Origin of the sequence: Mycobacterium kyogaense, from assembly GCF_036946525.1 — a bacterium.
In the GTDB taxonomy this organism is placed as follows: domain Bacteria; phylum Actinomycetota; class Actinomycetes; order Mycobacteriales; family Mycobacteriaceae; genus Mycobacterium; species Mycobacterium kyogaense_A.
This window is the reverse complement of the sequence record NZ_JAQIIY010000026.1, coordinates 49502-71038: the sequence shown is the minus strand read 5'-3', so window position 1 is coordinate 71038 and position 21537 is coordinate 49502. Positions and strand designations below refer to the sequence as shown.

Sequence of the window (21537 nt, the reverse complement as noted above, 5' to 3'; positions counted from 1 at the left end):
ACCGGAAAGGCAGAATCAATCTCACGACACCGGAGAGGGGGGTGCAGACAGATGGGTCGGCCGAACACCCAGGCGCAGCGACGCGCCGACATCATGGATGCGGCGATCGGCCTCATCGAACGCCACGACCTGGCCACTCTCAAGCTCGCCGACGTGGCCGCCGAGCTCGGTCTGACCGCGAACGCGGTGCGCTACTACTTCAAGGACATGGCCGAGCTGCTTTCCCAGCTGGCGCTCCGTTCGGACGTGCGCTTCTACGAAGAACGCCGCCGTCTCGGGGAGCGGACCGACGACCTCTCGCAGCAGCTGGCGATGACGATCGCGGCGGGCCTGCCCACCGGGGCCGAAGACGCCGAGTGGCGGGCCATCTGGCGGGCTGTGCTCGCCGCGGGGTTCGAGCTCGACCAGCGTCGCGACGTCCAAGGGATCTATCACCGCCAGGTCGGCCTGTACCGGGATCTGCTGACCGCCGGTGCCGACGCGGGCGTGTTCACCCTCTCCGCGCCGGCGCGCGACATCGCGATGACGCTGATGGCGATGGAGGACTACCTCGGCTACCGCATCGTGGCGCGCGATCCGGAGATGGATCGCGCGACGGCGCTGCGTCTCATGCGGCAGTACGCGCAATCTGCCACGGCAGCAACTCTTCCAGAGCTGTGAATCACGTTCGGCGGTAAGCGGATTCGATCTGAGCGGCGTTGTTGCGCAGCAACGGCGGCTCGTTCGTCAGGACGAACGTGGTGTTCCCGCGCTGCCATACTGTGAGCGAGGGGTCGTCAAGATCCACACCCTCGTAGTGCGGGTGGATGAACAGCTTGCCCAGATCGGCGTTGCGCACCGCATCGGCGTTGCTCTTGTCGGTCGGTGAATCGGCCCAGCCGTCGTAGCGGCGGGCGACGTCCACGATGTGCCACGGGGTGTCGGTCGGGGTGGCGAGCCCGGTGGTGCGCGCGGTGGGATCGCCGACCTTCGCGCCTCCCGAGGCGCGCAACGGATTGCCGAACAGCACGAACGTCATGCGGTCGGGTCCCGGCGCCGTCGGGTCCTGCGCGTGCTGGCGCATCCATTCCGAGGCCACCTGGGCCCCTTGGCTGTACGCCAGCACGATGATGGGGCCCTGCGTGTCGCGTATCGCGGCGTCGAGATTTGCGACCCCGGTCGGAATCGAATCCAGCGCCAGATCACGCGGGTAGTCGACGACTCTCATCGTGTAGGGCCCCGTGCTGAACACCCCGCGGAACTCCTCGGCCATGGTGTCGCGGACGTGGAGATCCGCCCCGGGCAGCGCGAGAACGGTGCCCGCCGAGGGGATGCCCAGCCGGGTGGCGGCCGCGGCCGACAGGCCGGTCGTCGCAGAGCCGTCCTGGCGAGCCGCGAACCGGTGCCCGAGGCATCCCGAGCAGAGCAGCGCAAGGACGATCACGAGGACAGCGCGTCGTTTCACATGACGATTCACAGAAGCCCCGCTTTCGTCCGTTCCGCCACCGGGCCTCCGCGAGGATACCTCTGGCACAACAGTTCTCAGCTGGACGCCGGCTGTGAGTCCGCCGCGCACTCCATGTCGATGCCCAATCGGGCACACAGATCGAGGAACGTCGTCGCGAAGTGATTGCCGCTGGTCTCTGCGCGCAGGGCCGCCCAGTCGAGCTGTTCGCGGACCCCCCGCACCACCGGAAGCAGTTTCGCGAAATCGCAGTGGTGCTCGTGCAGCGAGTGCAATTTCTGCAGGATCACTTCGCCGGGCGTCAGCACCGGCATCGACAACGCGAGAACGTCGAGGACCGGTGCGCCGGCGATCATCGCGGGATCGACCGGCACCCTGTTGATCTGATGCAGCACATCGATGACTGCCGGCCCGTCGACGGAGAGCGCCGCTTTGAACAGCCAGTCCTCCGGCGGGCGTCGGATGTCGAAGCCTGCTTTGGACAGCGTTGCGGCCGCCGCCTCCACGTCCGGCTCCGCGACGACGAAATCCACGTCATGGGTAGGTTCTGGCGCGCCGTACGCCCAGAGCGCGAAACTTCCGGCCAGCGCAAACGGCGGGCCGTCGGCTTTGAGCGCCGACGCCGCCCGGCGCAACGCCTCGGGCAGATCTTCAGGGGACATGCGCACCGCCGTGGGTTTCGACTGCAGGGTGGGTAGTGCAATACCCATGAAGTTGGTGACCTTCAACATCCTCCATGGGCGCACCGTGGGTGGCGATGTTGATCTCGACCGCTTCGCCGATTGCATCGAGGGGTTGGACGCCGACATCCTCGCGCTGCAGGAAGTGGACTCGGTCCAGCAGCGGTCCGGCATGGCCGACCTGACAGCACTGGCCGCCGAGGCCATGGGCGCCCGTAGCCACAGGTTCGTCGCTGCGATCTCCGGAACGCCGGGCGCCACGTGGATGGCCGCGACGGGGGAGGAGCAGCCGGGCACCGCCGCCTACGGCGTGGCCCTGCTCTCGCGGTACCCGGCGGCCAACTGGCAGGTGGTTCGGCTGCCTCGGATTCCGGTCCGATTCCCCATGTACTTCGGCTCGCCCGGAGGGGTGCAGATCATCCACGAGGAGCCCAGGGCTGCGGTGATCGGACATTTCGACACCCCTCTCGGCGGCCTGACCGTGGCGAACACGCATCTGTCCTTCGTGCCGGGGTGGAACCGGCTACAGCTGCGCCGGTTGTTGCGCGACGTCGACGGGATGCCGGGACCGCGCATCGTGACCGGTGACCTGAACATGTCGCCTGCAGCGGTGCGCCGCCACACGGGTCTGCGCGCGCTCGCGTCGGCGGCCACCTTCCCCGCCGACGTGCCCACCCAGCAACTCGACCATGTCCTGACCGACGATCCGGGCCTGCAGGCGCGTGCGTGCCGGACGCCGGCAGTCGCCATCTCCGATCACCGCCCGCTCGTGGTCGATCTGCATCGCGGGTGATCCGAGGAAGGACTTTGGTCCTCGCGCCGGGGTGTCTGCAGACCCCTGACCTGCGGGATCGGCGGGGGTAGCGTCGAGGTGGGCGGCAACGACGCTGCCCGGTCAGGAGGCGAACCTCATGAGCGAACCAGCCGCATCGCTGGGCATCGTCGTCTGCGTCGACGGTTCCCCGGCATCCCGGGTCGCCGTCGACTGGGCCGCGCGGACCGCGGCGCGTCGGCGCAAGACTCTGACCCTGGCTCACGTGCTGCCCTCGGCCGGCATGCAGTCATGGGTCCAGGTGCCACTCCCGCCGGCGTTCCTGCAGGACGAGCAGGACGCGGCACGCGAGATCCTCGACAACGCGGCCGGGGTCGCCCGGGCGGCCGCCGGCGAGAACCTGGGCGGGCTCGGCCAGAAGATCCTCTCCGGTCAGCCCGTCGCGGCCCTGGCCGACCTGAGCGCCGATGCCGACATGATCGTCGTCGGCAGCCGGGGTCTCGGCACGTGGGAACGGCGACTCCTGGGCTCGGTCAGCACGGGTCTCGTGCATCACGCCAGATGTCCGGTCGCCGTGATCCGCGACGAAGATCCCCTCATCGCGCATCCGGATCAGGCGCCCGTGGTGGTGGGCATCGACGGGTCCCCGGCCAGCGAGCACGCCACGGCGATCGCCTTCGACGAGGCGTCACGGCGCGGAGTCGACCTCGTGGCGGTGCACACCTGGAGCGACGCGGGATACGAATTGCCCAGCGAGCCCTGGACCGAGGTGCAGCCGGAGGAGAACATGCTGCTGGCCGAGCGGCTCGCCGGCTGGCAGGAGCGCTACCCCGACGTCACGGTGCGCAGGGTGGTCTGCCGCGACCAGCCCGCCCGCCGGTTGCTCGACGAGGCGGCGACGGCTCAGTTGGTGGTCGTCGGAAGTCACGGTCGCGGTGGCTTCGCGGGCATGCTGCTCGGGTCGGTCAGCACCCAGGTGGTCCAGTCGGCGCGCACGCCGGTGATCGTCGCCCGCCGCTAGGTCGTCAGGGCCGCGTACCGGTCGACGTGGAAGTCGGTGGAGCCGAACTCGTACTGCAGGGCGGTGAGCCTCTTGAAATAGTGGCCTATCGCCAATTCCTCGGTCATTCCCATCCCGCCATGCAATTGGACTGCCTGCTGGCCCACGAAGCGGGCGGCCCGGCCGACGGTCGCCTTGGCTGCTGACACCGCCTTGGCGCGAGAGACATCGTCATCGTCGTCGAGGTGCAGCACCGCCAGATAGACGGCTGCGGCGGCCTGTTCGACCTCCATGTACATGTCGACCATGCGGTGCTGCAGCACCTGGAAAGCGCCGATCGGCTGCCCGAATTGCTTGCGCTGCTTGGCGTAATCGACGGTGTCGGCGAGGACCTTGCGCATAGCGCCGACCGCTTCTGCGCACACCGCTGCGGCTCCCTCGTCGCGGGCACGGGAGACCGACGACCAGGCGCGGCCCTCGTCGCCCAGAAGCGTTGCCGGCACCCGTGTCAGCGTGATGTCCGAGGCGAGCCTGTCGTCGATGGTGTGGTAGTGATGCATCTCCAATCCCGCGGGCGCGGCGGCGATGGCCGAACTGATCTCGATGGCGAACAGGGAGATGCCGTCGCTGTCCGCGCGGGCGCCCGAGGTCCGGGCGACGACGAGCACGTGGTCAGCCAGCGGTGTGCTCGCCGAGACGATCTTGGTTCCCGTCAGGACCCACCCGTCACCGTCGCGTTCGGCCGCGGTCGTCACGTCCTGCCAGTTCTCACCCGAGGTGGGTTCAGTGGCCGCCACCGTCACCACCGTTGCCCCCGAGACGATTCCGTCGAGCAGTGTCGCGGCCAGCGGGCCCCCGGCCCGACGCAGCAACCCGGCCGCGACCACCGCGGTGTCGACATAGGGCTCGACGACCAGTGCATGGCCGAGCGCCTCGCAGATCAGCATCATCTCGACCGGACCCCCGCCGATCCCGCCGAGTTCTTCGGGCAGCGTCGCACCCAGGATGCCCAGCTCCTCGGCGAATGCGCGCCAGATCTCGGGCTGCCAGCCTGCTCCGGATTTCGCTGCGGCGCGGCTCTTCTCGAGGTCATACCGAGTTGCCAGGAACCGGGTCAACCCGGCGCGCAACAGATCCTGCTCGTCGTCGAACGTGAAGTCCATGTCCCTCTACAGCCCCTCTAGAGTCCCAATGCCGCTTTGGCCAGGATGTTGCGTTGAATCTCGTTGCTGCCGGCGTAGATCGAGCCCGCGCGATCGTTGAGGTACCGCAGGGGGGCCGCCGCCTGCCACGGCTCGCCGCTGACGTAACCGTCTGCGGGCGGCTCGAAGTGGGCGATCGGGCCACCTGGACACGTGGCGTGCGGTTGGTAGGCGCGACCCCGCGGCCCGGCGGCCTCCATGGCCAATTCGGTGATGTGCTGGCTCAACTCGGTGCCGAGCACCTTGAGCATCGACGACTTGGCGCCGGGGTTCCCGCCCGCGGACACCACCGCGAGCACCTGGTACTCGAGGATCTCCAGCACCTCCGTGCGGATTCGCACGTCGGCGAGCTTACGGGCGAAGGCCGGGTGCTCGGAGAGTCGCCCACCCGCCGGACCGGGTTGCTCGGCGGCGGCCGCGGCGATGTCCTCGACCATCACCTGCAGGCCGGGCGCCGCCGCCCCGCCGCCCCGCTCGAACTCGAGCAGGTACTTGGCCACCGTCCACCCGTCGTCGATCTGCCCGATGACGTTGGACTTCGGGACGCGCACCTCGTCGAAGAACACCTGGTTCTGCACCTCCTCACCGGAGGTCATCACCAGCGGGCGGATCTCGATGCCCGGCGACGACAGATCGATCAGCACGAACGTGATTCCCCGCTGCTTCTTGTCCGACCGCGTGGTGCGCACCAGTGCGAACATCCAGTTGGCTTCCCGGGCGTGGGTCGTCCAGATCTTGCTGCCCGTGCACACCAGGTGGTCGCCGTCGTCACGGGCGGCCATCGACAGCGCGGCCAGATCCGAACCCGCTTCCGGCTCCGAGTAGCCCTGGCAGAAGAACACCTCACCGGTGAGGATTCCGGGCAGGAAGTAGTCCTTCTGGGCATCCGTACCGAACTCGATGATCGCGTGCGCGACCATGCGGATGCCCATCGGTGACAGCGACGGCGCACCGGCCAGCGTCGACTCCCTGGTGAAGATGTAGTGCTGAGTCAACGACCAGTCGCAGCCTCCGTGGGCGACGGGCCAGGCCGGCGCGGCCCAGCCCTTCTCGTGCAGGATGCGCTGCCACTCCATGCTGGCGTCGTGGTCGGCATACACGCTGGTCATCAACTTGCCGGCGCGCCGCAGCTGCGGAGTGAGGTGCTCGTCGAGAAAGGAACGCACTTCGTCGCGGAAAGCGAGATCGGCAGGCGACCACGTCAGGTTCATGCCAAGAGAGTAAACCTAGTTAGTTAAGTGGAAAACCACCCGGGTGTCTGCGGCGCGGACCCCGTCAGTGCCGGTGGTAGGTTGACTGTGTTGCCACGTCCAGTCATGGCAAACTTCAGCAACGCCCGGATGGGCTTGTCGCGATCTCGCTGACAGGACTATGCGAACTGGCTGACACATTCGGCAAATCAGAGGCAGACAACGGTGTACCCCGACGTGGTGTGGCAGGACGAAGTCGACGTCGTGTGTACCGATGTCGGTCCTGCGGGTCTGTTGTGCGCTCTCGCGGCATCGACCCGGGGCGGCGCCGTGCTGGTGGCCGCGCAACCGCGCCACACCCGAACCTGGTTCGACACGCTGCGCGGTGATACCGCCACCACGGGATACGCCTCCGCGCTGATCGACGACATCGACGTCAAGAAGCTGCCCGACCACCCCGATGCCCTTCCCGTCCGTGCCGTGAAACCCGTCGAGGCCGCGCCTGCCGGCCGCAAACGGCGGATGGTTCCGCCGTTCGACGGTGGCCGGCTCCGACGCTGGACAGGGGAGTGTCTCGCCTCCCCGATGGGTTACCTCTACACCCGGGTCACCCCCTGGCCGTCGTCGCAGGTGCAGTCCGCCGACGGGGACATCGTGGAGGTGATGACCGCCGACGTTCCCGCGAGCGCGATCGGCGAACCCGGGGGACTGGATGCGTGGTTGACCGCGCAGGCCCGAGAACATCGCCTCGTGGCCGAACCTGTCGACGCCATCGACCGGTTGGTGTTCGACGACTCCACGGTGGTCGGGGTGGTCTTCGCCACCGCAGACGGACCACTGGCCGTCCGCGCGCGCCACGGTGTGCTGCTGTGCGGTCAGCCCGGCGTCGCGCTGCAGGCGCCGGCGCGTACCGGGAAGGTGGCACTGGTCGGCAGGTCGGCCAGTCGTTTCGGCCGGGTCGAACTCCTGACCGACGGCTGAGGCGCCGGCTCAGAAGTCGACGTCGATGCGACCCTTGGCCAGCAGTGACTCCATCGGCCCGGCGGCAATGGGCCGCGACAGCAGGAAGCCCTGAGCGCGGTGGCACCCGTGGCGCAGAAGCGTCAGCGCGGCGGCCGTGGTCTCCACACCCTCGGCGACCAATTCGAGGCCGAACGCCTCGGCCAGCGCGATGATGGCTCGCACGATCGCCAGATCGCCTGGATCAGAACCTAATTCGGTCACGAAGCTGCGGTCGATCTTGAGGGTGTCCACCGGCAGCGACTTCAACTGCGACAGGGCGCTGTACCCGGTGCCGAAGTCGTCGATGGCGACCAGCACACCGGCCTCCTTCAGGCCGGCGAGCGTGATGCGTGTGGTCTCGATGTCCTGGACCACGACCGTCTCGGTGATCTCCAGACACACCGAACCCGGGGGCAGGCCGTTGTCCGCCATCGCACCTTTGACGCTCTCCACGAAGCCCTCGGTGACCAACTGGACCGGCGACACGTTGATCCGCATCACGGAGTCGTTGCCGTGGCCGCGGGACCGCCAGGCGGCGAACTCCGCGCATGCGGTGCGCAGCACCCACCGACCCAGCTCGCCGGCCATGTTGATCGACTCGGCGACGCCGATGAACGAGTCCGGGGTCAGCAGGCCTCGCGTGGGGTGTTGCCACCGCACCAGTGCTTCCATGGCGACGATGTCGCCGGTCCGCATGTCGACCTCGGGCAGGTAGTGCAGCAGCAGTGCGCCACTTTCGACCACGGTCTGAAGATGCAGCTCGATGTCGTTGCGGAACTCGTTCTCCAGCGACATGTCCTCGGTGAACACCGTCACCTGATTGCCGCCGGAGTTCTTGGCGGTCAGTACGGCCTGGTCGGCCTTGCGCAGCAGATCGGAGGTGCTGTCATGGCCGGGCGCGCCCAACGCCACCCCGATGCTCACGGTGCGCGTCAGCATCTCCCCGTCGATGGACACCCGCTCGCGCAGGGCCGCCTGCAAGCGCAGCGCCAGCGCCTCCGCCGACTCGGCGTCCATCGGAGTGGCAGGCACCACCACGAACTCGTCTCCGCCGAGCCGCGCGATCAGAGTGGGGCCGTCGGCGCTGCGGCGGAGCCGTTCGGCGAGCACCCTGATGAACCAGTCGCCGGCCGTGTGGCCCAGATAGTCGTTGATCGCCTTGAGCCGGTCGAGATCGAAGAAGAGCGCCGACACCGGCCCGGGTTGGCCATCGGTCAGGCGCGCGTCCAGATGGCTGAGCAGCGCGCGCCGGTTGAAGAGACCCGTGAGGTCGTCGTGGTCCGCGAGATAGCGCAACTGTTCTTCGGCGTCTACGCGCGCTTGCACCTGCGCCAGCAGGGAGGCGATGGCTTTGAGCGCGTTGAGCTCGGCACCGGTCCAATCGCGGTCCCCGAACTTCACGAAACCCAGCACCCCGGAGGTCACCTCGCCGGAGAGCAGCGGCACGCACGCCATGGAGGTCGCCGCCACCTGCCGGCCCTCGTTGATGGTGCGCTGGTAGTCGTCGGTGGCCGGCTCGGGCCGAAAGACCACCGGTTCCTTCTGGTGCTCGGCCATGGCGAAGACGGGATCGGCGTCTTGGAAGTACACGACGGCGAGCGGATCCGGATCGGGGATGCCCGGCCGCACCGGCCACTCGGCCACCAACACCGACGCCCGAACCGTGTGATCGTTGCGCCGGAGGAAGCTGACGTCGACGCCGAAGTACGCCACCAGGTCGGCCAACACGTTCTGGTAGAGGTCTTTTGCCGTCGCGGACGTCGCACCCATGAGTTGCGTCGCGACCGATGTCACCACCAGGTCCAGGCTCTCGGGCAAGCGACCCTCTCCGTATCCGCGTCAGTTCGGCGACGAGCTGTCTCCCCGGCCGCGACGCCGGCTGATGACCGACGGCTTCGGCGCTCGGGACAGCCTCAGCACCAACGCCAGTGACTCAGCGGGATTCGCGGATACCAACGTCCGGAAAGTGTATTGCAGCTCAGCCAACGTATTGGCGAAGCGCGGCGACAGCGCGGCAAAGTCGTCCCCGTCGGCGGCGTACAGAAATGCCGGCGACACCGGTTGCACGGCTAATCCATGCTGCTGGGCGCATATCCACACCGACTCCACCGCCGCTCCGGCGCGGGCGTAGTCGACGAGCGTGTGGCCCGCGACCGTGACGATCGCCACACCGGCGGCCGCCGACACCTTGGTCCGGCTGTCATCGCCGAGGGCGGTACCGGCGTCCCACGCCGCGAGATGAGCCATGACGTCACCGCGACGCAGGATGTCGAGCAGGACCACATCGGCGTCGTCGAGATCGAGGCTGCGCACCTCGATCCCGGTGTCCGGCGAGGGATGCCCGGGCCATCGCAGTTCATCGATCATCTGTGCGTGCAAACGCGGTGTCAGGTAACGGATCCGGTCTGCTGTGGCCAGGATCGCGGCGGCGCGTTCGAGGTCCGACGGATCGGTCAGCAGACACAGCCGCGCGCCCTCCAGATCGGCCGCCTCACTCAGCTCGCGGACGAGTGCATCATCGAGCTCGACGCGCGTGCCCTGCCGACGATTGGTCTCCCGCCGCATCATCGCGGGATAGAGCTCGGCCAGCGCGCCATCAGGTTCGGTGCCGCCGAGGTGCACCACGGCACTGAGCGGGAACCGTTCATCGCCGACTCGGAAGTCGACGCGCGCCCCGAATCCCCGGGCCGCGGCGGCTACGCGCGCGTTGAACGTGGCTGCGCCGACGGCCACCGCGCTCCCGCGGAAACCGACGTCCATGGCCGAGGTGAGGTCCGGGTCGAGATGGATGGACAGGCTGCCGCCCGGCGCTTCGATCCGCTTCTCGATGATCCACGGTTGGGTGTTGCCGCCCGACGGCGCCCGCGCAGCCGCCGCGGCGACCACGTCGATGACCTCCCCGGCCGGCTCGACCGCTGTCTCACCCTGCGGCCGTTCGTCCGAACCGCCGACGTCGAACCCCGGGCTCGGTTCACGCATCTGGTCGAGCAACGCGGGCACGTCCACCTTGACCCGGCCCGAGGCCAGCGGTTCGCCCAGCCCGATCCGCCGGACCGCCTCGGCCACCGACGCGGCGCCGACGGCCACTTCGGAGGACAGCTGCGGCCACGTCGTCAGGGTGGCGCCGACCTCGAGTAGCGAGGCCGCCATCCGCGACGGGAGACCAGAGGCCTCGATGATGCGAAGAACCCGCGGCACCTTCTCCTTGGTGCTGAGGCCGGCCAGCGCAGCGGCGTCCATCTCTGCGAGGTCGCCCAGCATCCCGTGCAGCAGTGGTCGGTCGCGTTCGGTGTCGAAGCGTTCGACGTCCAACAGTCCGCCGCTGCTCGTGGCCATCAGCACCGGGATGCCCCGGGCTCGTGCCGCCGCGCGGACGAGCACCTTGGCGTCCAACGAATCGCACTCCTCCACCAGAACGTCGAGCCCGTCGAGGAATGCGTCGACCGTGTCGGGCGTCAACCCGTCGCGCTGCACGACGACGGGGAGGTAGGGGTCGAGTTCGGCGAGCCGCCGCGCGCACACCACCGCCTTGTTCACCCCGACGTCGAGAAGGGTGGCGGGCACCCGATTCAGATTCGACACGTCGATCGCATCGAAGTCGGCGAGTCGGACTTCACCGCACAGCCCCTGGGTGGCCAGGGTGTGGGCGATCGCGTGCCCGACGCTGAGCCCCACCACGCCGATTCGAAGCCGCCCCAGCGTCGCCATCTCGTCGCCGGAGATCAGATTGCGATTGCGGTCCAATCGCAACCGGCGGTACCCGCGGGGGCCCAGCACACGGGCCAGCACGCGACGCCACGGGTAGTACGCCCAGCGGTCAGGCTCGTCCAAGATGTCGGCCGGTACGGCCGGGCGGACTGCGGCCAGCTCCGCACGCTGCGCAGACACCGTGTCGACCACCTCGATGAGGGGATCGTCGCGCAGAGCTGCCCATCGCTGCGCGTCCCCGGGATCGTCGGGGTCGAGCACCGATGCGGCGTGGGGCGGATCGACAGGATGGTTCTCTTGAGCGTCGTTCTTTCCAGCCGCGTTCATTCCGGCCGAGTTTATTCGAGCCGCGTTCATCCCAGCCGGCGCGGCGCGGCCGCGACAGCTGCGTCTACGGCGAAGTCCGCCCCTGGCGTCATGGCGCGCTTGTCGGCCAGGAATGCGGCGAGCTGGCGCGGCTGGGCGTGATTGGCGAACGTGAGGCGGTCCCACCAGGCGATCCTGGTCTGGTACCGCACGTCGGGATACGGCGTCGGCGGGATCTTCGCAGCGAGCACTCCACCCGAGGTCAGCCACCTTTTCAGCACATAGGACGCAGCGGTCGCGACGACGAACTGGATGCCCAGCAAGTCCATGGCGTGCAGAGGTGTACGAGCGATGCTCGTGGTCAGTCGGCGGCTCAACTCGGGGTCGTCGGCGACCCACGCCGTCTTCATCTCCGCCACGCCGAACGGCAGACGGTCAGCAACCATCTTTCGGACGGCGTCCTCGCCATCCTGTCCCGCCCATTCCTCGATCGCGTGGCATTCGGCTATCGACCTATAGGGCCCCTTTGCGCGCAGTCCACCGACAACTCGACCGCGCTGATTGACGCATGCGGCGAATAAGGCGGTGTCGTCACCGCGGTGTAAGGCGTCTGTGTCGATCGCCGCACCGATGCCATGTTGTTGATAGCTGTGTGACGCTCCTGTGACGAAGTCGGACCACAACTCGGGTTCCGTCGACGGCCGCGCGTAGACGACGGTGCATTCAGTGACGGGGTCCCAATATCGCGGACTGGCGCTCAGCCTGTCGACATCTAGGTCAGCAAAGGCAAAGTCGGGTCGCGTCATTTCGATCCATTCGTCCGGCGGCGCAATGGTGGGGGCGGGTAGTGCGCAGAACGCGGAAAAACACGTTCATTCTCGAGTATCTCGCTCAAGCACAGTCAAATTCCAGCTAGCCGGAAGAAGTCACGCACTAAATCTGAATCCGGTAAAGGTCACGATCAGGTCACGATCGCGACACGCGTGTTCGTGGCAATTGCCAGGATCGGAGTCGGCGCAGCTCAGACGGCCACGACGTAGCCGTGGCGAAGATTCAGCCCCAGATGGTTTCGATCGCAAGAGGCGCCGGGTGGCCCTCCTGAGTCCTTTGCTCTTTTTGCAGACTCAGGGACGAATCCTCGCTGCACATCGGCGCGCTGACGGCACCGTCAGTGCGGTTACCGTCCAGTAACGACCCTGTTTCGAGGCCACCGACCCCGGGGGTGGCAACGCGGCTCGCCATCCGCTGCCGGTGTAGGGGGTCAGCGTTGCGTGAACGACGCGCCCACGTGCCGGTGGTGCCGCACGGGCGCGACGACACGCGGATGCGGCCCTGATTCCGCAGCTCGGCGGTGTTTGCCAAACTCGCAAATCGCGATATCGGCGCATCGGCGCCGCACATGTTATTGACCCTTGCGATAGAAATAATGCCGGTGCGAGGGCGCACTTTGTTGTCGCACTTAAATAATCCAGAAAACGAATTACGAATACACCCCAATTCGCCTCATGGCGCACGCTGAGAATATTTCGGCACTCGCTGACACAATTTTTGGGCATCCGTCCCGCGACGTTTCGTGGCACCCCGTTATGGCACTGTTGGGAACGGTGTCAGGGCTGTGAGTCAAAGGAGACGCAGGTGAAGAAGTTCAAGGATCTGGCCGAGTTCGTCGACGCGGAGGGTTCGCAGCTCGGGCCGACCGGCTGGCTGGAGATCACGCAGGACCGGGTGAATCTTTTCGCCGATGCGACCGACGACCATCAGTGGATCCACGTCGACCCCGAGCGGGCGGCCACCGGTCCGTTCGGCGGCACGATCGCGCACGGGCTGCTCACGCTGTCACTGCTGCCGTACTTCACCCACCAGCTCTACACCGTCGACAACGTCGCGATGGCCATCAACTACGGCTACAACAAGGTCCGGTTCATCACCCCGGTGCGGGTCGGTGCGCGGTTACGGGCACGCGCGCAGATCTCGACGATCAGTCGACTCGACAACGCCGTTCAGGCGACACTCGCGGTCACGGTGGAGATCGACGGGTCCGAGAAGCCCGCGGCGATCGCCGAGTCGATCGTGCGTTTCGTCGGGTGATCAGCGGGCGGCGGCACCGGCGGCTTTGACCAATCCGCCGCCGACGATCAGTCGCTGGATCTCACTGGTGCCTTCGTAGAGCCGGAGCAACCGCACGTCGCGGTAGATCCGTTCCACCGGCACATCGCGCATGTAACCGGCGCCGCCATGGATCTGGACCGCGAGATCGGCCACGCGACCCACCATCTCGGTGCAGAACAGCTTCACCGCCGACGGTGCCAGCCTGCGGTCCTCGCCGGTCAGCCACTGCCGGGCGGCATCGCGCACCATGGCCCGGCCCGCCATCACCCCGGTGTACTGATCGGCGAGCATCGCCTGCACGAGTTGGAACTCGCCGATCGGGGTTCCTCCCTGCGTCGCTGTCGCGGCGTAGGCGACTGATTCGTCCAGGGCTCGCGCGGCGGTGCCGACCGCCAGCGCGGCGATGTGAACCCTGCCTCGGGCCAGAGACGCGAGCGCTGCTCGATAGCCGATGTCCTCGGCGCCGCCGATGAGCGCGCTACTGCCGACCCGGACGTCGGTGAAGGACACATCGGCGGTCCAGGCGCCCTCCTGGCCCATCTTCTTGTCCTTCGCGCCGACCGTCACCCCCGGCGCGTCGGCGGGGACGAGGAACACCGCGATGCCGGCGCCTTGGGCATCGGCGGGCCGGGTGCGGGCGAACGTGATGAACAGGTCAGCCGTCGGAGCGTTGGTGATGTATTGCTTGGCGCCGTTGATGATCCAACTGTCACCGTCGCGAGTCGCCTTCGTGCGCAGACCTGCGGGGTTGGACCCCGCGCCCGGTTCGGTCAGCGCGAACGACGCGACGACGTCTCCCGAGGCGATGGGTGCCAGCCAGGTCGACTTCTGCTCATCGGTGCCGTAGCCGACGAGCACCTGGCCGGCGATGCCGTTGTTGGTGCCGAACATCGACCGCAGCGCGAGCGACGTGTATCCGAGTTCCATGGCGAGCTCGACGTCCTGGGCCAGGTTCAGGCCGAGCCCGCCCCAGTCCTGCGGGATCGCGTATCCGAACAGCCCCATTTTCTTGACCTGTTCGCGGAGGTCGTCGGGGACCTGGTCCTCGGTCAGGATCTCCTGTTCGCGGGGCACGACGACGGTCCTGACGAAGTGGCGTGTCTGCGCGAGGATCTCGCGGAAGTCTTCGTCACTAACCTCGGCGCTGGTCATCGGTCTCCTCGGGTCGGTTCGCCCGAGATCGTATATGAAATACGATATCGGCTCGAAGTCCGACGACGTGAGGATGAACGGCTATGGGATTACTGGACGGACGGACCGCCGTGGTGACCGGGGGAGCACAGGGGCTCGGCCTGGCGATTGCCCGGCGCTTCGTCGATGACGGAGCCCGGGTCGTGCTCGGCGATGTGAACCTCGAGGCGACGCAGGTCGCGGCCGACGGACTCGGCGGTGCCGACGTGGCTCGGGCGGTGCAGTGCGACGTCACCGACGCCGGGCAGGTCGAGGCGCTGGTCGCCGCGGCGGTCGAGCATTTCGGCGGTCTCGACGTGATGGTCAACAACGCGGGTATCACGCGCGACGCCACCATGCGCAAGATGACCGAGCAGCAGTTCGACCAGGTGATCGCGGTCCATCTCAAGGGCACGTGGAACGGTCTCCGCGCGGCCTCGGCGGTGATGCGCGAGAACAAGCGCGGGGCCATCGTCAACATGTCGTCGATCTCCGGCAAGGTCGGCATGATCGGCCAGACCAACTACTCGGCAGCCAAAGCCGGCATCGTCGGGATGACCAAGGCGGCCGCCAAGGAGCTCGCCTATCTCGGAGTGCGGGTCAATGCGATCCAACCCGGACTGATCCGGTCGGCGATGACGGAGGCCATGCCGCAACACATCTGGGACTCGAAAGTGGCCGAGGTTCCGATGGGCCGTGCAGGGGAACCGGACGAAGTGGCCGGAGTCGCGCTGTTCTTGGCCAGCGATCTCTCCTCGTACATGACGGGAACGGTCCTCGAGGTCACCGGCGGACGCCACCTGTGACCCGTGCCGCGGTCATCTGCGAGCCGGTGCGCACACCGATCGGGCGTTACGGCGGCATGTTCGCGTCGCTGACGGCGGTCGACCTCGGCGTCGCGGCCCTGCAGGGCTTGCTCGCCCGCACCGGCGTGAAACCTGACAGCGTCGAGGACGTCATCGTCGGGCACTGCTACCCCTCGATGGAGGCGCCGGCCATCGGCCGCGTCATCGCCCTCGACGCCGGCCTGCCGGTGACTGTGCCCGGCATGCAAGTCGACCGACGCTGTGGCTCTGGACTGCAAGCGGTGATCCAGGCCTGCCAGCAGGTCGCAGCCGGCGACCACGACGTCGTGATCGCCGGCGGCGCGGAATCGATGAGCAATGCGGTGTTCCACTCCACGGACATGCGGTGGGGCGGAGCCCGCGGTGGCATCACGGTGCACGACGCGCTGGTGCGGGGCAGGACGACGGCGGGCGGCACGCACCATCCCGTGCCCGGCGGCATGCTGGAGACCGCGGAGAACCTCCGCCGACGGTATGGGATCGGGCGCCAGGAACAGGACGAGCTCGCGGTGCGCTCCCACGAGCGCGCCGTTGCAGCTCGCGCGCAGGGCCTGCTCGCCGAGACCATCATTCCGGTGGCCGTGCGCTCCCGCCGCGGTGAGGACGTCATCGACACCGACGAGCATCCTCGAGCCGACACCTCACTGGCCAAGCTCGCTGCGCTGCGGCCCATCCTCGCTGCGTCCGATCCGGAAGCCACTGTCACCGCGGGCAATTCGAGCGGACAGAACGATGCGGCATCGATGTGCCTGGTCACCACCGCGGAGAAAGCCGCCGAACTCGGTCTGACGCCGCTGGTCACACTCGTGTCGTGGGCGGTCGCCGGTGTCGGTCCGGAGGTGATGGGTATCGGCCCTGTGCCGGCGACCCGGCAGGCGCTCGCCAGAGCAGGCCTGAGGCTCGCCGATGTCGACCTCATCGAGCTGAACGAGGCGTTCGCGGCACAAGCGCTCGCGTGTACACGCGAATGGGGCTTCAGCGCAGGGGATTTCGAGCGCACCAACGTCCACGGATCGGGCATCTCCCTGGGTCATCCGGTCGGGGCCACGGGCGGGCGGATGCTCGCGACGCTGGCGCGGGAGCTGCACCGCCGCGGCGGCCGGTACGGGTTGGTCACCATGTGCATCGGCGGCGGGCAGGGGTTGGCCGCCGTCTTTGAAAGGACGTCCGTCTGCGAAAGGACATCCGTCGCCGAAAGGGCAGCGCTATGACGAGACTGGCTCAAACCCTCGGGCTGACCGAATTCCAGACCGAGATCGTCTCGACGGTGCGGGCATTCGTCGACAAGGAGGTCATCCCGGCCGCGCAGGAACTCGAGCGCTCCGACACCTACCCGCAGGCGATCGTCGACGGCATGCGCGACATGGGGCTCTTCGGGCTGATGATCCCCGAGGAGTACGGCGGACTCGGCGAGTCGCTCCTGACCTACGCGCTGTGCGTCGAAGAGCTGGCCCGGGGCTGGATGAGTGTGTCCGGGGTGATCAACACCCACTTCATCGTCGCGTACATGATCCGACAGCACGGGACCGAAGCTCAGAAGCGAAACTTCCTGCCGCGCATGGCGACCGGTGACACCAGGGGTGCGTTCTCGATGTCGGAACCCGAGCTCGGGTCCGATGTGGCGGCAATCCGGACCAGGGCCGTCGACAACGGCGACGGCACCTACACGATCGACGGCCAGAAGATGTGGCTGACCAACGGGGCCAGTTCGACGTTGGTCGCCGCGCTCGTGCGCACGGACGAGGGGGCGGACCGCCCGCATCGGAACCTGACCGCTTTCCTGGTCGAAAAGTCCACGGGCTTCGGCGAAGTGGTGCCGGGTCTCGTCGTTCCCGGCAAGCTCCACAAGCTCGGCTACAAGGGCATCGACACGACGGAACTGATCTTCGACGGCTACCGCGCTCAGGCGTCGGACATCCTCGGGGAAGCACCCGGGCAGGGCTTCTTCCAGATGATGGACGGAGTCGAAATCGGCCGTGTCAACGTGTCCGCCCGGGCATGTGGGGTCGGCGTCCGCGCGTTCGAACTCGCGGTGCGTTACGCCCAGCAGCGCAGCACCTTCGGCAAGCCGATCGCCGAACACCAGGCCATCGCCTTCGCACTCGCCGAGATGGCCACCAAAGTGGAAGCGGCCCATCTGATGATGGTCAACGCAGCGCGCCTCAAGGACTCCGGTGACCGCAACGACGTCGCAGCAGGTATGGCGAAGTACTTCGCGAGCGAGGCCTGCGCCGAGGTCACCCAGCAGAGCTTCCGGATCCACGGCGGCTACGGCTACTCGAGCGAGTACGAGATCGAAAGACTCATGCGTGACGCGCCCTTCCTCCTGATCGGGGAGGGCACCAGTGAGATCCAGAAGAACATCATCAGCAAGCGGCTGCTCGCCGACTATCGAGTGTGACCTGACGATGAGCATGCCCGATTTCGCGAGCAGGCCCCAGCTGGCCGAGGACGTGGCGGCAGTGGTGAGGCGCAGGATCTTCGACGGCACGTACGCGGCGGGGAGCTATGTGCGACTCGAACAACTCGCCGCCGAACTCGGCATCAGCGTGACGCCGGTGCGTGAGGCGCTCTTCGAGTTGAAGGCCGAAGGTCTGCTGGACCAGCAACCGCGGCGCGGCTTCGTCATTCGACCGGTCACCGAGCGCGACATCACCGACGTCGCCGAGGTGCAAGCCTTCATCGGAGGGGAGTTGGCCGCGCGCGCGGCCGCTGCGATCACCGACGCCGAGCTGGCCGACCTGTCGGCGGTCCAGGCCGATCTCGAGGAGGCGTACGCCGCCGGCGACGGGGAACGAGCGGTCCGGCTCAACCACGAATTCCACCGCGCGATCAACGTCGCCGCGCACTCCCCGAAACTCGCCCAGCTGATGTCCCAGATCACCCGGTACGCGCCTGAAACCGTATTTCCCGCAGTGGACGGCTGGCCGCAGAACTCGAACCGGCACCATCGTCGCGTGCTGGCCGCTTTGGCGGCACGCGATCACGCGCAAGCCCGCGCGGCCATGGCGGAGCACCTCACGGCCGGGGCCTCACCGCTGATCGACCACCTGACCCGCCGCGGCGTCATCGATTGATCGCCGGCGGGCCTACTCGTCGTCCAGGAGCGCCCGCATCCGGGCGGGACTCGCCACGGTGGCCCCGGCGGACCGGACCTGCACGGTCAATGCCTTGTCAGAGGTGACGACGACGATGTCGGCGGGGTGCTCGTTGGCGTGGACCAGCCTGACGATCTCTGCGTCAGCGGAGTCGGGTGCTGCCGTCGGGGCGTGCGCGACGGTGATCACCGAGGATTCGATCGGCGGACGTGGCGGCTGCTCGAACACCACGGTCACGTCGGTGCTCTCTGTTCCGGCCCACCGCTCGAGAGCACGCACCAGCGCCACCATCGCGGCATGCCGGTCGCGCCACCAGCCGTCGGGCCTCGCGCCGATCACGTTCATCCCGTCGACGACCCAGCGCACGCGGTCAAGGTAGAACGCCCAACCCATCGATGTTGCTAGCCGGTAGCGAGCGGATGATCCGCAGGAAAACACTGATGACGATTTCCGCCTCCCACAGCGGATCATCAGCTAATCTTCGCGCAGGTAGAAATATTACGGAGCTGTCAATATGCAGGGCCGCGTCGGGGGACGAACTATGAGCGGCCTGGTAGAAGGGCGTGCCAAATTCTCAGGCTTCCCCAATCCGCTGACAGGTGTCGACGGGCAGGGTAGCTTCCAATGCGCAGTAGCGAGACGCTATGTTTCGTGTGCTGCGATTGCGGAGCCGTCCCGTGGCTCATAGGTTATGACCAGCTCACGCAACGATCGCGCCACCACTGAACAGGGGGATCGGCTCATGACGCTTCCAACTCTTTACTTCTCTCGGCCTGCCACGGTGCTTCCGGACACGGCAATGGACAACGACGACATCCTTGCGCTGGTTCGCAACGAATTCTCAGGTCCGGCCGCGGAGTGGGACGGGGTCGAGCAAACCATTCGATACGTCTTCGATCGGTGCAACACCAAGACGCGATACCTGGACCAGAGCACCGACCTGATGCCGGCCGAGTTTGCGTCGCAGGCCGCCAAGGCCTGCCTCGAGGAGAACGGGGTAGCCGCCTCCGATCTCGACCTGGTGGTGTACGGCGGGATCGCCCGAGGCAATTTCGAGCCCGCGACCGCCGCTGAGATCGCCGGCATCCTGGGCGCCGGGAACCTGCACGCCACTGATGTGACCTGCGCCTGCGCGGGCCTGATCGAGGCGATGCACACCGTCGCCGGTTACTTCGCCCTGCATCCGGAGATGAAGACGGCGCTCATCTGCTCCGGTGAACTGATGCGCGGTCGGATCGCCTACGACATGAAGGGTCTGCAGGACGTCGCGGTGTACGCCGCCGGGCTGACGCTGGGCAACGCCGCCGCGGCGATGCTGGTGACCCGCGAGCCGCTCGCCGGTGGCAGCGCGCGCGTGGAGGGCATCTTCCACAAGACGCTGAGCGAGCACTACGACCTGTGCAAGACCCCGATCGACGGGCATTTCACCTCGAAGTCGAAGGAACTCTTCGCGCTCTCGGTGCACGCCGCACCGTTGATCAAGGAGATGTGCGACGACATCGGGTGGTCGACCGAGGAGGTCGAGCACTACGCGTTCCACCAGCCCAGCGAAGCGGTCCTGGAGCGGGTGTTCACCGAGCTCGGCGCGCGTCCGCAGGCCTGTGTGCACACGCATTCCCTGTACGGGAACACCGCGAGCACCGCGTGGGCACTCGCGCTCGACTACCGACTCAAGCACGGCACCGTCGAGCCGGGTGACAAGATCGTCATGGCAAGTGCCGCAGCAGGTTTCACCATCGTGGGTGCAGCCGCCGTGTGGGAGGGCTGAATGGATCGTTACCTGCGGGTCTACCGAGTCATCAACAAGACCTTCGGGTTGTGGCTCCGGCCGCTCGGTACCTTTCTGATCCTGCAGGTGCGAGGAGGCGTCTCCGCGGCCACCATGGGCCTGGATCGCCTTGTGTTCCCACGCTACAAAGACGAGCCGCTCGATCGCCCGATCTTCATCATCGGCAACCCGCGCAGCGGCACCACTTTCTTGCACCGCTTTCTGCTGAGCAACGGCGGCCTGTCCGCGTTCGAGCTGTGGGAGATGCTCTTCCCGGCGATCACCGCGCGGAAGCTGCTCGGACGGATCGTGCCCAAGCTGGATCGGCTCTCGCCGGCGCGGTACCACCCCTCGGATGTCCACGACACCAGCTTGCGTGGCATCGAGACCGACGATCCGGCGTGGTTCTTCCACACTCTCGACGGCCCGTTCGCCTGGGCGTACTTCCTGGCCTGGCAGGACACCTGGGGGAGTGACCTGTCTCGGCGCTGCTTCGGCATCGACGGGGCCGCCCCGCAGGAGCGGGAGCGGTTCTTCGGTTACTACGAGGAGCTCTGGCGAAGAAACCTCTACTACAAGAAGGACCGTCGCATCCTCGCCAAGACGAGCATGCTGACGTTCCGCCTCGACGAGGTGCTCGAACGCTACCCGGATGCCAAGCTCGTCTACATCGTGCGTGATCCGGTCGAGGTCATCCCGTCGGGGATGTCGCTGATCGCGAGTGTGCTGGAGAACGGCTACGACGCGTTCAATCGCACGTCGGGCGAGGACCAGCAGCGTTGGGTGGAGAACCTCTACCAGGCGTCCTGCGCGATGCTGAAGGTGTTCCACGACGCCTACACCTCGGGCGAGATCCCGGAGAAGAACCTCTGTGTGGTGCGCTATCCCGATCTGATCCAGAACCTGGAGCCGACGATCGAGCGCATCTGCGAGTTCGCCGAGATCGAGCCCACGGCGTCATTCCTGGCAGAGGTGCGTGCGCAGGCCGAGAAGCAGCGGTCCTACAAGAGCAAGCACCAGCACGCGCCCGACCGCTTCGGGTTGAGCGCAGAGCGGATCCAGAACGACCTGTCCTACGTGTACGACACCTTCGACCTGCCGCGGAAGGTTGGCTGAAGGCCGGCGCTACGGCAGCGGGTAAGGCGGTCGTCACCCGCTGGTCAGCAAAATAGTGAAAGTTTTCTGGTTAACTCTGGAAACGGGCTGTGGAAACGGTCCGCAATTGTATAGTTTCGGTCACAAG

At 67.2% G+C, this 21537-nt stretch carries 20 protein-coding genes; 11 read left to right on the top strand and 9 right to left on the bottom strand.

What is annotated here, in order from left to right; all coding sequences use genetic code 11:
* Positions 1–51 precede the first annotated feature (51 nt).
* Positions 52–660: a TetR/AcrR family transcriptional regulator gene (locus tag PGN37_RS21360; RefSeq protein WP_335332999.1), complete on the top strand. Its 609-nt coding sequence runs from the start codon at positions 52–54 to the stop codon at positions 658–660.
* A gap of 1 nt (position 661) precedes the next feature.
* On the opposite strand, the gene PGN37_RS21355 is transcribed toward PGN37_RS21360, so the two are convergent.
* Entirely contained in the window at positions 662–1444 is a 783-nt protein-coding gene (locus PGN37_RS21355) for a PE-PPE domain-containing protein (RefSeq protein WP_335332998.1), read from the bottom strand.
* A 77-nt stretch (positions 1445–1521) separates the two neighbouring features.
* Positions 1522–2106, bottom strand: coding sequence for a hypothetical protein (locus PGN37_RS21350; protein ID WP_335332997.1), 585 nt, complete (start codon positions 2104–2106; stop codon positions 1522–1524).
* Between the two features lie 46 nt (positions 2107–2152).
* On the opposite strand from PGN37_RS21350, the gene PGN37_RS21345 reads away from it, so the two are divergent.
* Together PGN37_RS21345 and PGN37_RS21340 are read left to right on the top strand one after the other, a co-directional pair.
* On the top strand, positions 2153–2917 hold the full coding sequence (locus PGN37_RS21345; protein ID WP_335332996.1) for an endonuclease/exonuclease/phosphatase family protein: 765 nt from the start codon (positions 2153–2155) through the stop codon (positions 2915–2917).
* Positions 2918–3035: 118 nt separating this feature from the next.
* On the top strand, positions 3036–3917 hold the full coding sequence (locus PGN37_RS21340) for a universal stress protein (protein WP_335332995.1): 882 nt from the start codon (positions 3036–3038) through the stop codon (positions 3915–3917).
* On the opposite strand, the gene PGN37_RS21335 is transcribed toward PGN37_RS21340, so the two are convergent.
* Entirely contained in the window at positions 3914–5059 is a 1146-nt protein-coding gene (locus PGN37_RS21335; RefSeq protein ID WP_335332994.1) for an acyl-CoA dehydrogenase family protein, read from the bottom strand. The two genes, PGN37_RS21340 and PGN37_RS21335, sit on opposite strands and share 4 nt — an antisense overlap.
* A gap of 17 nt (positions 5060–5076) precedes the next feature.
* Positions 5077–6309 carry an acyl-CoA dehydrogenase family protein gene (locus tag PGN37_RS21330; protein WP_335332993.1) on the bottom strand — a complete coding sequence of 411 codons (1233 nt, stop codon included), beginning with the start codon at positions 6307–6309 and terminating at the stop codon, positions 5077–5079.
* A gap of 204 nt (positions 6310–6513) precedes the next feature.
* On the opposite strand from PGN37_RS21330, the gene PGN37_RS21325 reads away from it, so the two are divergent.
* The gene (locus PGN37_RS21325; protein ID WP_335332992.1) at positions 6514–7269 is read left to right on the top strand and encodes a hypothetical protein; all 756 of its coding nucleotides are present in this window, start codon (positions 6514–6516) and stop codon (positions 7267–7269) included.
* Between the two features lie 9 nt (positions 7270–7278).
* Here PGN37_RS21325 and PGN37_RS21320 read toward each other — a convergent pair whose 3' ends face one another.
* The 3 genes from PGN37_RS21320 to PGN37_RS27365 form a co-directional block, all read right to left on the bottom strand.
* The gene (locus PGN37_RS21320) at positions 7279–9060 is read right to left on the bottom strand and encodes a putative bifunctional diguanylate cyclase/phosphodiesterase (RefSeq protein WP_442932986.1); all 1782 of its coding nucleotides are present in this window, start codon (positions 9058–9060) and stop codon (positions 7279–7281) included.
* Between the two features lie 69 nt (positions 9061–9129).
* Positions 9130–11325, bottom strand: coding sequence for an Rv1355c family protein (locus PGN37_RS21315; protein ID WP_335332990.1), 2196 nt, complete (start codon positions 11323–11325; stop codon positions 9130–9132).
* Between the two features lie 26 nt (positions 11326–11351).
* Entirely contained in the window at positions 11352–11750 is a 399-nt protein-coding gene (locus PGN37_RS27365; RefSeq protein ID WP_442932982.1) for a hypothetical protein, read from the bottom strand.
* A gap of 1189 nt (positions 11751–12939) precedes the next feature.
* On the opposite strand from PGN37_RS27365, the gene PGN37_RS21305 reads away from it, so the two are divergent.
* Positions 12940–13392 (top strand): MaoC family dehydratase, encoded by a 453-nt coding sequence (locus tag PGN37_RS21305; RefSeq protein ID WP_335332988.1) that lies wholly within the window; start codon positions 12940–12942, stop codon positions 13390–13392.
* On the opposite strand, the gene PGN37_RS21300 is transcribed toward PGN37_RS21305, so the two are convergent.
* Positions 13393–14565 carry an acyl-CoA dehydrogenase family protein gene (locus PGN37_RS21300; RefSeq protein ID WP_335332987.1) on the bottom strand — a complete coding sequence of 391 codons (1173 nt, stop codon included), beginning with the start codon at positions 14563–14565 and terminating at the stop codon, positions 13393–13395. It abuts the gene before it with no gap.
* A gap of 83 nt (positions 14566–14648) precedes the next feature.
* Between PGN37_RS21300 and fabG the strand changes: the two genes are divergently transcribed.
* The 4 genes from fabG to PGN37_RS21280 are packed head-to-tail and all read left to right on the top strand — an operon-like array spanning position 14649 to position 18505.
* A complete protein-coding gene (gene fabG / locus PGN37_RS21295; protein WP_335332986.1) occupies positions 14649–15389 on the top strand; it encodes a 3-oxoacyl-ACP reductase FabG in 741 nt (246 codons plus the stop codon).
* Positions 15386–16639: an acetyl-CoA C-acetyltransferase gene (locus tag PGN37_RS21290; RefSeq protein ID WP_335332985.1), complete on the top strand. Its 1254-nt coding sequence runs from the start codon at positions 15386–15388 to the stop codon at positions 16637–16639. Before fabG ends, PGN37_RS21290 begins: the two co-directional genes overlap by 4 nt.
* Complete coding sequence (locus tag PGN37_RS21285; RefSeq protein WP_335332984.1) at positions 16636–17829, top strand: acyl-CoA dehydrogenase family protein; 1194 nt, start codon at positions 16636–16638, stop codon at positions 17827–17829. Before PGN37_RS21290 ends, PGN37_RS21285 begins: the two co-directional genes overlap by 4 nt.
* Positions 17830–17836: 7 nt before the next feature.
* Entirely contained in the window at positions 17837–18505 is a 669-nt protein-coding gene (locus PGN37_RS21280; protein ID WP_335332983.1) for a GntR family transcriptional regulator, read from the top strand.
* A 12-nt stretch (positions 18506–18517) separates the two neighbouring features.
* On the opposite strand, the gene PGN37_RS21275 is transcribed toward PGN37_RS21280, so the two are convergent.
* Positions 18518–18892, bottom strand: coding sequence for an NYN domain-containing protein (locus PGN37_RS21275; protein WP_335332982.1), 375 nt, complete (start codon positions 18890–18892; stop codon positions 18518–18520).
* Between the two features lie 376 nt (positions 18893–19268).
* Here PGN37_RS21275 and PGN37_RS21270 point away from each other — a divergent pair, with 376 nt between their 5' ends.
* Together PGN37_RS21270 and PGN37_RS21265 are read left to right on the top strand one after the other, a co-directional pair.
* Positions 19269–20294 carry a 3-oxoacyl-ACP synthase III family protein gene (locus tag PGN37_RS21270; protein WP_335332981.1) on the top strand — a complete coding sequence of 342 codons (1026 nt, stop codon included), beginning with the start codon at positions 19269–19271 and terminating at the stop codon, positions 20292–20294.
* On the top strand, positions 20295–21410 hold the full coding sequence (locus PGN37_RS21265) for a sulfotransferase family protein (RefSeq protein WP_335332980.1): 1116 nt from the start codon (positions 20295–20297) through the stop codon (positions 21408–21410).
* Positions 21411–21537: the final 127 nt, after the last annotated feature.